Raw genomic sequence first — 12,907 nt, 5'->3', positions numbered from 1 at the left:
GTCAGACGAAGGCCTCGGGCGGGGGGCAGGCGCACACGAGGTTGCGGTCGCCGTAGGCGTTGTCGATCCGGCGCACCGGGGGCCAGTACTTGTTCCGCACGAGCGCGGGCACCGGATACACGGCCTCCTCGCGGGTGTACGGATGCGGCCATTCTCCCTGCACGACCGCCTGCGCGGTGTGCGGCGCGTGCACGAGCGGGTTGTCGTCGGCGGGCCAGCGCCCCGCGGCCACGGCGAGCGCCTCGGCCTTTATCTGGATCATCGCCTCGATGAACCGCTCGATCTCGGCGAGGTCCTCCGACTCGGTGGGCTCGACCATGAGCGTGCCCGCCACCGGGAACGACATCGTCGGCGCGTGGAAGCCGTAGTCGATGAGGCGCTTGGCCACGTCGTCGACCGTGACCCCGGTCTGCTCGCGGAGGGGGCGCAGGTCCAGGATGCACTCGTGCGCGACGAGCCCGGCCTCGCCCGCGTAGAGCACCGGGAAGTGCTCGCGCAGCCGCACCGCGATGTAGTTCGCCGCGAGCACCGCCGCACCGGTGGCGGACCGCAGGCCGGAGGCGCCCATCATCCGCACGTACGCCCACGAGATCGGCAGGATCGACGCGGAGCCGTAGGGCGCGGCCGAGATCGGCCCGCCCTCGAACACCAACCCGCCTGCGTGGTCCGCGCGCTGGGCGAGCGGATGCGACGGCAGGAACGGGGCGAGGTGCGCCTTCGCCGCGACGGGCCCCACCCCCGGGCCCCCGCCGCCGTGCGGGATCGCGAACGTCTTGTGCAGGTTCAGGTGCGACACATCGCCGCCGAGATCGCCGAACCGGGCGAAGCCGAGCAGCGCGTTGAGGTTGGCTCCGTCGACGTACACCTGCCCGCCGGCGTCGTGCACGGCCTGCGTGATCTCGAGCACGTCGTGCTCGTACACGCCATGGGTCGACGGGTAGGTGATCATGAGCGCCGCGAGCGTCGCCGCGTGCGTCTGGATCTTGGCGCGGAGGTCGTCGAGGTCGACGTTCCCGGCCTCGTCGCAGGCGACGACGACCACCGACATGCCGGCGAGCACCGCCGAGGCGGCGTTCGTGCCGTGCGCGGACGACGGGATGAGGCACACGGTGCGCTCGAGGTCTCCGTTCGCATGGTGGTACCCGCGGATGGCGAGGAGCCCGGCGAGCTCGCCCTGCGAGCCGGCGTTCGGCTGCAGCGAGACCGCGTCGTAGCCCGTGACCTCGGCCAACCACGACTCGAGCTGCTCGATCATGGCGAGGTACCCGCGGACGTCGGCCTCGGGCGCGAAGGGGTGCACCCGCGAGAACTCCGGCCACGACACGGCCGCCATCTCGGTCGCCGCGTTGAGCTTCATGGTGCACGACCCGAGCGGGATCATCCCCCGGTCGAGCGCGTAGTCCCGGTCGGCGAGCGTCTTCAGATAGCGCATCATCGCCGTCTCCGAGCGGTGTGCGGAGAACACCGGATGCGTCAGGTACTCGTCCTCCCGCCGCAGCCCCGGCGTCACCCCGGCGAGCGGCCGCGCCTCCCCGAGCGACGCTCCATCGAAGGACGACGCGGATGCAGAGGCCTCTGGCACGCCGAAGGCCCAGGCGACGGCGGCGAGGTCCGCGGCGGTCGTCGTCTCGTCGACCGAGAGCCCGACGGTAGCCTCGTCGGCCCGGAACAGCTGGTGGCCGCGCGACCGGGCGCAGGCGATCACGCGCTCCGCGGTGCCGGGCACGACGACGCGCAGCGTGTCGAAGAAGGCGTCGTGCCGCACGGTGATCCCGTGCTCGCGCAGCCGCGCCGCGAGCGCCTCGGTCTTGCGGGCGACGTCCTCGGCGATCGCGCGGAGCCCCTCGGCCCCGTGGTAGACGGCATACATCGACGCCATGACCGCGAGCAGCACCTGGGCGGTGCAGATGTTCGAGGTCGCCTTCTCCCGGCGGATGTGCTGCTCGCGGGTCTGCAGCGCCAGCCGGTAGGCGGGGTGCCCGGCGGCGTCCTGCGAGACGCCGACGAGCCGCCCGGGAAGCTGCCGCTCGAGACCGGCGCGCACCGCCATGTATCCCGCGTGCGGGCCGCCGAAGCCGATCGGCACGCCGAACCGCTGGGTCGTTCCCACCGCGATGTCGGCTCCGAGCGAGCCCGGCGAGCGCAGCAGGGTGAGCGCGAGCAGGTCCGCGGCGACGACCGTCAGCCCTCCCCGCGCCTGCACCTCGCCGATCACGGCGGAGGGGTCCCAGACCCGGCCGGATGCCGCGGGGTACTGCACGAAGACGCCGAACACGTCGGTGTCCGCCGGAACGCCGGCGTCGGCGAGCGCGACCTCGCGCAGGTCGATCCCGACCGCGGCGGCGCGATGGCGCAGCAGCGCCTTGGTCTGCGGCAGGGCGTCGCTGTCGACCAGGAACACCGCGGAGCGGGACTTCGAGGCGCGGCGGGCGAGCAGCATCCCCTCGACCACCGCCGTGGACTCGTCGAGCATCGACGCGTTCGCCGTGGCGAGGCCGGTGAGGTCGGTGACCATCGTCTGGAAGTTGATGAGCGCCTCGAGCCGGCCCTGTGAGATCTCCGGCTGGTACGGCGTGTAGGCCGTGTACCAGGAGGGGTTCTCGAACACGTTGCGGGCGATCACCGACGGCGTGTGGGTGCCGTAGTAGCCGAGGCCGATCATCGGGGTCGCGGCGCCGTTCTGCGCCGCGAGGTCCCGCAGCTCCTGCAGGGCCTCGGCCTCGGTGGCCGCATCCGGGATGTCGCTCGTCGTCCGCGGCACGACGTGGATGGATGCGGGCACAGCCGCCTCGACGAGCGCGTCGACCGAGGCGTACCCGAGGGCATCGAGCATCGTGGCCCGGGCGGCCGCGTCGGTGCCGACGTGCCGTTCGGCGAAGGCCGCCGTCACGCCTCTCCCCCGGTCAGCTCGAGATACGCGGCGCGGTCGAGGAGTCCGTCGAGGACGACGTCGCCGAGCTCCACCCGGACGAGCCAGCCGGCCCCGAACGGGTCGGCGTTCACGAGCGAGGGGTCGGCGTCCACCCCACCGTTGGCCTCGATCACGCGGCCGGAGACCGGCGCGTAGAGCTCGCCCACCGACTTCGTGGACTCGATCTCGCCGCACACCTGGCCGGCGGTGAGGTCGGCGTCGACCGCGGGCAGGTCGACGAAGACGACGTCGCCGAGCTTGTCGGCGGCGTAGTCGGTGATGCCGAAGGTCGCGATGCCGTCTGCGACGAGCACCCACTCGTGCTCGGCGGTGTAGGAGAGGGCGTTCAGATCGGTCATTTCTTCCTCCGGTAGAAAGGCAGGTCGGTCACGGTGGCGGGGATGAGGGCGCCGCGGACGTCGATGAGCAGTTCCGTGCCGACGGCGCTCGCGGCGGGTGCCACGAAGGCCATGGCGATGGGATGGCCGAGCGTCGGGCTCAGCGCGCCGCTGGTGATCTCGCCGACGGCTGTGCCGTCCACGTCGAGCACCGGGTAGCCGGCGCGGCCCGCACGCTTGCCGGCGCTGACGAGGCCCACGAGCACGGGGGCCTCCGCGGACGCGCGCACGAGAAGGCCCTCCTTGCCGACGAAGTCGTCCTTGTCGGATGCCACCGCGCGGCCGAGACCCGCCTGCGCGGGCGCGACGTCCCGCGAGAGCTCGTGGCCGTAGAGGGGCATCCCCGCCTCGAGACGCAGGGTGTCGCGGGCGGCGAGCCCTGCGGGCACGAGGCCCTCCGGCTCCCCGGCCGCCAGCAGAGCGTCCCAGAGCGCTCCCGCGGCCGCGGCCGCGACGAGCAGCTCGAAGCCGTCCTCCCCGGTGTAGCCGGTACGGGCGACGAGGACGGGGAGGCCCTCGAACCGGGCGGTCCGTGCGCTGTAGTATCCGAGCTCGTCGAGGGACCACCGCTGCGGGTCGTCGTCGCGCCTCACGGACGGGGCGACCGTCTCGAACCCGGGCGTGGCGGCGAGGATCCGCTCGGCGAGCGGCCCCTGCAGGGCGATCAGCGCGCTCCCGTCGGAGGCGTCCTCGACACGCACGTGGGGGCCGGCGACGAATGCGAACGAGCCGTCTGCTGGGGGCTCCCGATGCGGGACGAAGCTCGCGACGCGATCCGTGAGCGCCGCGGCCACCGCGTCGTGGTTGCCGGCGTTGGCGATCACGAGGAGCCGGGAGTCGCCGAGCCGGTAGACGATCACGTCGTCGACGATGCCGCCCGTCTCGTCGAGCAGCAGCGAGTACTTCGCCCGGCCGTCGCGCATCGTGGAGAGACGGCCGGCGAGCGCGTGGTCGAGGAACGCCGCCGCATCCGACCCCTCGACGACGAACTCGGCCATGTGCGAGATGTCGAACAGGCCCGCCGCCTCGCGCACGGCGCGATGCTCGGCGAGGTCGGACGAGTACCGCACGGGCATCATCCATCCACCGAAGTCGGTGAACGAGGCGCCGAGCGCCTCGTGGTGCTCGCGCAGCACGGTGTAGCGGGGCGGGGCGCCACTGGGCGGCGGGTCCGTCTGCTGGGCGTCGATCATGTCCTCGTCCTCTCGTTCGGGTCTGCGTGCGGCATGCGCATCAGCATTCGACGACGTTGACCGCGAGGCCGCCGAGCGCGGTCTCCTTGTATTTGCTGCTCATGTCCCGGCCGGTCTCGCGCATCGTCGCGATCACCTGGTCGAGCGAGACGTGGTGGCTCCCGTCGCCCCAGAGCGCCATGCGGGCGGCGTTGACCGCCTGCGTCGCCGCGAGGGCGTTCCGTTCGATGCACGGGATCTGCACCAGCCCGCCGATCGGATCGCACGTGAGCCCGAGGTTGTGCTCCATCGCGATCTCCGCGGCGTTCTCGACTTGCCGCGGCGAACCGCCGAGCACCTCGGCGAGCCCCGCGGCCGCCATCGAGGAGGCCGAGCCCACCTCGCCCTGGCATCCGACCTCGGCGCCCGAGATCGACGCGCGCGCTTTGAACAACGCGCCCACGGCGGCGGCGGTCAACAGGAAGCGCACGGTGACGTCATCGCGAGTCGCGCCGATGACGGGAACGGCGTGGTGCGTCGCGTAGTGCAGCACAGCCGGGATGATTCCCGCTGCTCCGTTGGTCGGCGCGGTCACGACTCGTCCTCCCGTGGCGTTCTCCTCGTTCACCGCGAGCGCGACGAGGTTGACCCACTCCTGCCAGAGCCCGGGGTCGGTGCCGTCCGGATCCTGCTCGACCAGACGCGCGTGCCACGCCGGAGCGCGGCGGCGTACCTCGAGCCCACCGGGCAGGACACCCTCGCGCGCAATGCTCGTCCGCACACATGCGTCCATCACGTCGCGCAGATGCAGGATCGCCGCTCGGACATCGGGCCACGGGCGGCGGGCCTGCTCGTTGCGCGACATGACCTCGGAGATGCCCACGCCCGCCCGCTCGCAGTGGGCGAGCAGCTCGTCCGCGGTCTCGAACGGGAACGGCACCGCGGCCTCGTGGTCGGGCGTCGTCTCGGGCGCCTCGCCCTCCCGCGTGATGAAGCCGCCGCCCGTGGAGTAGTACACGGCCTCGTCCACGAGCGAGCCGTCGTCGCTCCACGCTTTGAGACGCATGCCGTTGCTGTGCCGAGGCAGCTCGGTGAACGGGGAGAGACGGATGTCCGACTCGGCGAACGCGATCCGACGTGCTCCGCCCAGGCTCAACGCGTCCCCACGCGCGATGGCCCCGCGACGGTGGTCGACCTGCTCGGGCAGTGCCGTCTCGGGCCGCAGCCCCTCCAGACCGAGCAGTACGGCGGTGAGGGTGCCGTGACCGTGGCCCGTGGCCGCCAGCGAACCATAGAGGTCGACCTCGATCCGCGCGACCGCGATCGGGTCGATCCGGCTCACGAAGTCCGCCGCGGCGCGCATCGGGCCAACCGTGTGCGAGCTCGACGGCCCGATGCCGACGGTGAACAGGTCGAACACACCGACGCTCATGCTGCCTCCTGCGGCGCGAGCGCCGTCAGCGCCGGGTAGAGCGGATGCGCGCTCGCGAGGCGGGCGACGCGATCGCGCAGACGATCCAGGCCGCCGTCACCGTCGGCGATGAGAGCCGCGGCGATGACGTCGGCGACCTCGCGGAAGCCCTCGTCGCCGAACCCGCGGGTGGCCAGCGCCGGTGTGCCGATCCTGAGGCCGCTGGTCACCATCGGCGGACGCGGGTCATCGGGCACGGCATTGCGGTTGACCGTGATGCCGATGCTCTCGAGCCGGTCCTCGGCCTGCCTCCCGTCGAGCGCACAGTCCCGGAGGTCCACGAGAACGAGGTGCACGTCGGTGCCGCCGCTGACGATCGAGATCCCCGCAGATGCGCAGTCCGGGGCCATGAGCCGCTCCGCGATGGTCCGGGCACCGGCGACGGTGCGGCGCTGCCGTTCACGGAACTCATCGCCGGCGGCGGCCCCGAGAGCCACCGCCTTTGCGGCGATGACGTGCTCGAGCGGTCCGCCCTGTTGCCCAGGGAAGACGGCCGAGTCGATCTTCTTGGCGAGGGCCGGGTCATCGGTGAGGATGAGGCCGCCGCGGGGGCCGCCGAGAGTCTTGTGGGTCGTCGTGGTCACGACGTGCGCCGACGGAACCGGTGAGGGGTGCAGGCCCGCGGCGACCAGGCCGGCAAAGTGAGACATGTCGACCAGCAGGAACGCACCGACATCGTCGGCGATGGCACGGAAGGCCGCCGCGTCGATGATGCGGGAGTGCGCGGACCAGCCCGCCACGATCAGGCGTGGACGGTGCTCCTGCGCCAGGGCACGCACCTCGTCGAGGTCTATGCGCCCGTCATCCGCACACAGATGATAGGGCACCGCACGGTAGAGCCGGCCGCTGAAGTTGAGCCGCATCCCGTGGGTGAGATGCCCTCCGTGCGCGAGGTCGAGGCCGAGGATCGTGTCGCCTGGCTGGAGCAGGGCATGCATGACGGCAGCGTTCGCCTGCGCGCCCGAGTGCGGCTGCACATTGGCGAACGCTGCGCCGAACAGCGACCGGGCGCGCTCGATCGCCAGCGTCTCGACCTCGTCGACGAACTGGCAGCCACCGTAGTACCGGCGGCCCGGGTATCCCTCGGCGTATTTGTTCGTCAGCACGGAGCCCTGGGCCTGCATGACCGCGATCGACGCATGGTTCTCCGAGGCGATCATCTCGAGGCTGCCGCGCTGACGGCTGAGCTCTCGGTCGATGGCGGCCGCGACGGCGGGGTCGACGACGGCGAGGGACTCGGTGAGCTGATCGGCCGGGATTCGGGTTGACTCGGACAAGGGCGGAACTCCTCTTCAGCAGCGGCTGCGAATAATGCGAGTTCCTCCCCCTCTGTCATGAGCCTGAGAGTTTTCACACGGTCGCCCGTGCTTGCCCCGTCGGCGGGCGCTCGAGGCGCCACTTTCCAGAGTGACCTGATCGTCTCGGTACATGGGCCTGAGAGATTCCGGGGAGGAGTTGCTCCGACGGCAGCCGCACGAGCGGCGTTCTCCCGAGACAGATACGCGGTCTGGTGTTCAGTTTCGCGGCGAGCCTATTCAGGTTCGCCGGAGGGTGTCAAGCGAGCGCGCGGAGTCGAGTCGCGCCTCCCGAGAGACGTAACGCAGCCGAAACGATCCCGGCATGCGACAGAAATCGGACACTGTCCATAATCGTTTCCAGCACAATCGAACACTCTCGCACCACACATCGGCCGCTTCCGGAGGGTCCGATGCCCTCGACAGTCGCAGGGGAGAGCTCCGCCCGAGCGGACGCCGAAGGGGCAAGCACCCGCAATCTCTCAGGCACAAAGGACCCGCGACTGGGGAACTCTGGAGAGCGGTCTGAGTACAGGCCCGCCGAAGGGGAAGCGCCTCGACGGCGAAACTCTCAGGCTCAAGGACAGAGCGGGTCCGCAGTCCCGTGGCATGCCCCTGCGCGCCACGTCCACCCTCTTCTAGGAGTCGAGAATGCGCACCGTCACCCTGTCCGTCGATCCCGGCTCGACGAACATCCTCCCGGCCGCCAATCAGCCGTACCTCTGGATCGCGGCGGTCGGCGTCTTCGCCGTCATCGCCGTCCAGAGCATCATCTACTTGCGCGCCGTCGGCAGGGTCGCACCCGCGGTCGACATGCCGAAGAAGGAGGTCAGCGCGGCGCTCCGCGCGGGAGCGGTCGCCTCGATCGCCCCCTCCCTCGCCGTCGCGCTGATCGCGATCACGCTGATCAGCGTGCTCGGCACGCCCGGCGCCCTCGTGCGCATCGGACTGATCGGATCCGCACCCTACGAGCTCGCGGCGGCGGACATGGTCGCACGCACCCTCGGCGCCACATTGGGCGGCGACGGATACACGCAGGCCGTGTTCGCGACCGCGTTCCTCGCGATGGGCATCGCCGGCTGCGGGTGGATGGTCGTGACCCTCGTGCTCACCCCGCTCATGAAGCGCGGCACCCGCGCGCTGGAGGGCAGCCAGAAGGCGAAGACGGCTGGCGCGATGGCTCTCATCCCCGCCGCTGCGCTGCTCGGCGCCTTCACGACCTTCGGCATGCAGCAGATCGTCCGCGGCCTCGCCGCGGCCCTCGTGCTCGCCAGCAGCGCGCTCGTGATGCTGCTGTGCCTGTGGATCGCCAAGAAGGCCGGTCAGAACTGGTTGCGCGAGTGGGGCCTGGGCATCTCTCTCGTCGTCGGTCTCGTGGTCGGCGGCATCGTCTCCGGCGCAGGCATCGCCTGAACCCCGACCCACGTCGAGAAAGGACCCACGCAGATGTCAGAGGACAACACGACCGTCACCACGGAATCGATCCAGGCCTGGGAGACGTTCGACAGGACGACGTCCCGCTGGGGACGCATCACCATGCTCGCCAGCATGGTGTTCGTGATCGGCGGGCCGGCCATCCTCGCCGTGCAGCTGGACGTCGAGCCGTCGGCCGTCCTGGGCGGAGTGCTCGCGATCGCACTCGCTTTCGGGGTCGTCTGGGTGATCGAGCCAGTGTCGTACTTCCCCATCCTGGGGCCGGCCAGCATGTACCAGGCGTTCATGATCGGCAACATCTCCAACAAGCTTCTTCCCGCGGCGATCGTCGCCCAGTCCGCTATCGGCGCGAAATCCGGAACGAAGCGGGGCCAGCTCGCCGCTGTGCTCGCCATCTGCGGTGCCGCGTTCACGCACCTCGTCTCGCTGCTCCTGTTCGTAGGAGTCCTGGGCACCATGATCGTCTCGCTCATCCCGGCGGAGGTCACCGCCATCGTCCAGACCTTCGTCCTGCCGGCCATCATGGGCGCCGTGATCGTGCAGATGCTCGCCGGCAACCCCCAGCCGCGCATCATCGCCATCGCCGCGGCGATCGGGATCGTCGTCGTGTTCGTGCTCACGCCGCTCTTCCCCGCGGTGTCGTCCTTCGCCATCGCGATAGCGGTGGCCGGGACGGTGATTCTGGCCCTCTTCCTGCCGCCGGGCAGGAAGAAGACCGCCGCCGCCGACCACGACGAGGCGCTACGTGATGTCTCCTGATGCGCACATCGAGAGAGAAAAGGACAGGACGATGAACACTGCACCGACCGCACCGGCAGACTCGGTCGCACGGATCGCACCTCTGGTGGCCGAGCTCGGTCCGCGATTCACCCGGCTCAGCGACGACATCTGGGACCACCCCGAGCTGAGGTGGGAGGAACACCGCTCGGTGGAGAAGCAGATCGAGATCGCCGAGGAGCTCGGCGCGCGCATCAGCCGGTCCATCGGCGGCATCCCCACGGCGTTCAGCGCGGAGTGGGGCGAAGGCGGGCCGGTGATCGCCATCCTCGGCGAATACGACGCGCTCGCATCGCTCAGCCAGGCCTCCGGCTCCACGACGCGCGAGCCCGACCCCGGCAATGCGGGCGACGCGGGCCACGGCTGCGGTCACAATCTGCTCGGCGCCGGCTCGCTGCTGGCAGCAGCCGCCGTCGCGCGGCGGCTGGACGCCGGCGGCCTGACCGGCACGGTGCGCTATTACGGCTGCCCGGCCGAGGAGGCCGCGGCGGGCAAGACCTTCATGGTCGCCGCGGGCGCGTTCGACGACGTCGACGCGGCCGTCACCTGGCACCCGGCCGACGCCATGTCGACCAGTCAGATCCACAGCCTCGCGTACACGCAGGCGTACTTCCGGTTCCGAGGAACCGCGTCGCACGCCGGAGCCGCGCCGCAGCACGGGCGCAGTGCGCTCGACGCCGCTGAGCTTATGAACATCGGTGTCAACTTCCTACGTGAGCACATGGACGACCACGAGCGCATCCACTATGCGTTCACGGATGCCGGCGGGACATCGGCGAACGTCGTGCAGTCGACAGCAGAGCTCTACTACGTCGTCCGCTCCCCCACGGTCGCCCGGATGCGCGCGCTCTACGAGCGGGTCAAGAGGATCGCCGAAGGCGCCGCGTTGATGACCGACACGGTGTTCGAGGTCGAGTTCGACGGCGCCTGCGCCGAGCTGCTGCCGAACCGCGCGCTCGAGAAGAGGCTGCACGCCAACGTCATCGAGCTCGGCGGCGTTCCCTATGACGACGACGATCAGGAGTACGGCCGCGCCCTGAGGGCTGGGCTGCCCGTCGGAGCGGCCGAGGCCCGCTTCGCACAGCTCGACCTCGCTCCCGGCGCCGACCCGCTCTTCACCGGTGTTGCGCCGCTGACCGATCCGGCGCAGCGCCACCGGATGACGGGATCGACGGATGTCGGCGATGTGAGCTGGGTGGTGCCGACCGTGCAGATCATGGGCGGGACGCACATCCTGGGAACCCCGCCGCACTCATGGCAGTTCGTGGCGCAGGGCAAGAGCCCGGCTGCGCACAAGGGCATGGTCCACGCCGCCGCGGCGATGGCAGCGACCGCCCTCGACCTCGTGACCGACCCCGCCCTCCTCGATGCGGCGAAGGCGGAGTTCGCCGACACGACAGCGGTGACGCCGTACGACTGCCCGATCCCGGACGGGACAGTGCCCCCGCCCTTGCGAGAGGGCTACCACCCGGCGTGACCCGGCTGTGACGCCGCTCCGGGCCGCGTTCGCGCACCACGCGGCCCGGAGGTGAACGGCGCTTTGTAGAGTGGTCGGGTGAGTGCACTCGGACGCGCGGGCGGGGAGCTCAAACAAGATGAGCTGCGGTCGCGGATGGTGGACAACGGCGACCCTCGCGTGATGCGCACCCGACGCAGGCTGGTGGACGCCTACCGTGCTCTGCTCGATGAGAACGACGGCAGGCGCATCACGGTCACCAGCGTGGCCGCGCGCGCGGGCGTCACGCGCTCTTCTTTCTACGCGCACTTCACGGGCACCGGCGATCTCGCGGTCACCGCGCTGGGCGAGTTCATCGAGACGGTCATCGCGTTCGCCCGCGATGCGGTGCGCGAAGGCGGCTCCAAACGTGAGGTCAACGAGCACGCGACCCTCGAGATGGTGCGCTTCATCGATCGCCGGCGCGACGAGTACGGTGAACTCCTCGCCCACGATGCGGACTTCCTGCGCGCCTTCGAGGAGGCCTTCGCCCGGTCGGCGCTGCGGTCGCTGCTCGCCCGCGCCCCGGTCCTCGGCGATCCGGAGGTGACCGCCCGGTATGCGGCCGCCGGCACCGTCAGCGTGATCTCCTGGTGGCTGCGCGAGAACATCGAGCTCACGCCCGAAGCGCTGGCGCACGAGCTCATCCTCGCCTTCCCCATCGATTTCTCCGGGCCGCTGGACGGCGTCGGCTGACGAGGTCTCAGCCGACGCACGCCCCGGTCGAGACGGCGTCCGACAGGCTCGGCGCGGCGTCCACGACCGGTCTCAGCGGCGTCGTGGTCATCGCGTAGCCGAGGTCGGATCCGTCGTCGGCGCGCGCGAACACGACCCCCACGACCTGGCCGGCCGAGTCGAGGACCGGGCCGCCGGAGTTCCCCGGCCGCACCGCGGCGTCGAGCGCATAGGTCTCGCGCGGGTGGGAGCTCGCGCCGTAGATGTCGGGGACCGAGACGACGCCCACCGACCGGACCGTGGCGGAGCCCATGGTGAACGGCCCGCCGTACGGGTAGCCCTGCACGACCCCGGCCGCGCCCAGGGCGAGGTTCTCGGCGATCCCGAGCGCCGAGCCCCCCAGATCGTCGACGGCGATCACGGCGAGATCGGCGGCCGCGTCGAAGTAGACGACCCGGCCTTCGCGCGCGGTGCGTCCCGGCAGCTCCACGACCGGAGCCTGGACGCCGGCGACCACGTGCGCGTTCGTCACGACGCGGTCCGGCGCCACGACGAACCCGGTGCCGGTCAGGCTCCTGCCGCAGGAGTAGGCGGTCCCCGCGATGCGCGCGACGGACTGGGCGGCCGCGCTCAGCGCCGGGTCGTCGAGGTCGACCGGGGCCGCCTGGGGCCCCGCCGGCAGCGTGTCGAAGAGTGCGCCCAGCCGTGGCAGCCCGTCATCGATCACGACGGAGCGCACCTGCGCGAGCGCCTCGTCGACCGGGCGCGGGGTCAGCCCGTCGATCGTGCGCAGCACCGTCGACGACCCGACGGCCGACGACACGGCGGGGATGCCGGTCGCCGCGACCGACTGCCCGACCAGCGACAGCGCCAGGGCCACGACCACGAGGTTGACCGCCCCGCCGAGCGTGCGGTCGAGCCACTTCAGCCGGATGCGGTCGGCCCCGCGCCGGAGGGCCCGTCCGACCGCGCCGCCGACGATCGCACCGCCGAACAGGAGCACGGCGACCGTGCCCAGAATGACCCATCCGCGCCACTGGGCGGCCGGCACGAGTCCGCCGACGACGGGCACGAGCCACCACGCAGCGACACCGCCGAGCGCGAGCCCGGCGAGAGCGCCGAGGCTGGCGAGGAGCCCGCGGCGGATGCCCTGGACCAGGGCGAACACGAGCGCCAGCACGAGCACCACGTCGAGCGCGATCGAGACCATCTCATCCTCCTGGTGCTCAGGCTAGAGGTCGTACCTGGGGGATCGGCGGGGAGCGCGGTTGCACTTCGA

The 12,907-nt window shown here is 71.2% G+C and carries 10 protein-coding genes and 2 riboswitches; of the genes, 4 read left to right on the top strand and 6 right to left on the bottom strand.

Annotated features, from left to right (window positions below; genetic code table 11):
• Position 1: 1 nt before the first annotated feature.
• The 5 genes from gcvP to glyA are packed head-to-tail and all read right to left on the bottom strand — an operon-like array spanning position 2 to position 7,229.
• The gene (gcvP, locus tag GVL03_RS11455; protein ID WP_235038131.1) at positions 2-2,833 is read right to left on the bottom strand and encodes an aminomethyl-transferring glycine dehydrogenase; all 2,832 of its coding nucleotides are present in this window, start codon (positions 2,831-2,833) and stop codon (positions 2-4) included.
• A 53-nt stretch (positions 2,834-2,886) separates the two neighbouring features.
• Positions 2,887-3,270 carry a glycine cleavage system protein GcvH gene (gcvH, locus tag GVL03_RS11450; RefSeq protein ID WP_159501128.1) on the bottom strand — a complete coding sequence of 128 codons (384 nt, stop codon included), beginning with the start codon at positions 3,268-3,270 and terminating at the stop codon, positions 2,887-2,889.
• The gene (gene gcvT, locus GVL03_RS11445) at positions 3,267-4,502 is read right to left on the bottom strand and encodes a glycine cleavage system aminomethyltransferase GcvT (protein WP_159501127.1); all 1,236 of its coding nucleotides are present in this window, start codon (positions 4,500-4,502) and stop codon (positions 3,267-3,269) included. Before gcvT ends, gcvH begins: the two co-directional genes overlap by 4 nt.
• Positions 4,503-4,542: 40 nt before the next feature.
• Positions 4,543-5,913, bottom strand: a complete 1,371-nt coding sequence (locus GVL03_RS11440; RefSeq protein WP_159501126.1) for an L-serine ammonia-lyase — start codon at positions 5,911-5,913, stop codon at positions 4,543-4,545.
• On the bottom strand, positions 5,910-7,229 hold the full coding sequence (gene glyA, locus GVL03_RS11435; protein WP_159501125.1) for a serine hydroxymethyltransferase: 1,320 nt from the start codon (positions 7,227-7,229) through the stop codon (positions 5,910-5,912). The genes GVL03_RS11440 and glyA overlap by 4 nt, the downstream gene beginning before the upstream one ends.
• Positions 7,230-7,364: 135 nt before the next feature.
• A riboswitch (glycine riboswitch) is annotated at positions 7,365-7,454 on the bottom strand.
• A gap of 296 nt (positions 7,455-7,750) precedes the next feature.
• Positions 7,751-7,844, top strand: a riboswitch (glycine riboswitch).
• Between the two features lie 54 nt (positions 7,845-7,898).
• Here glyA and GVL03_RS11430 point away from each other — a divergent pair.
• From GVL03_RS11430 to GVL03_RS11415, 4 genes are all read left to right on the top strand, one after another.
• Positions 7,899-8,660 (top strand): DUF5058 family protein, encoded by a 762-nt coding sequence (locus GVL03_RS11430; RefSeq protein WP_159501124.1) that lies wholly within the window; start codon positions 7,899-7,901, stop codon positions 8,658-8,660.
• A gap of 33 nt (positions 8,661-8,693) precedes the next feature.
• Complete coding sequence (locus tag GVL03_RS11425) at positions 8,694-9,440, top strand: hypothetical protein (protein WP_159501123.1); 747 nt, start codon at positions 8,694-8,696, stop codon at positions 9,438-9,440.
• Between the two features lie 31 nt (positions 9,441-9,471).
• Entirely contained in the window at positions 9,472-10,935 is a 1,464-nt protein-coding gene (locus GVL03_RS11420) for an amidohydrolase (RefSeq protein ID WP_159501122.1), read from the top strand.
• Positions 10,936-11,013: 78 nt separating this feature from the next.
• Positions 11,014-11,649, top strand: a complete 636-nt coding sequence (locus GVL03_RS11415) for a TetR/AcrR family transcriptional regulator (protein WP_159501121.1) — start codon at positions 11,014-11,016, stop codon at positions 11,647-11,649.
• 7 nt (positions 11,650-11,656) lie between these two features.
• Here the strand turns inward: GVL03_RS11415 and GVL03_RS11410 are convergent, their stop codons facing one another.
• Positions 11,657-12,838 (bottom strand): MarP family serine protease, encoded by a 1,182-nt coding sequence (locus GVL03_RS11410; protein WP_159501120.1) that lies wholly within the window; start codon positions 12,836-12,838, stop codon positions 11,657-11,659.
• Between the last annotated feature and the right edge of the window lie 69 nt (positions 12,839-12,907).

Source organism: Microbacterium sp. 18062, from assembly GCF_902706225.1.
Taxonomy (GTDB): Bacteria; Actinomycetota; Actinomycetes; order Actinomycetales; family Microbacteriaceae; genus Microbacterium.
This window is presented reverse-complemented; position numbering and strand designations above follow the sequence as displayed.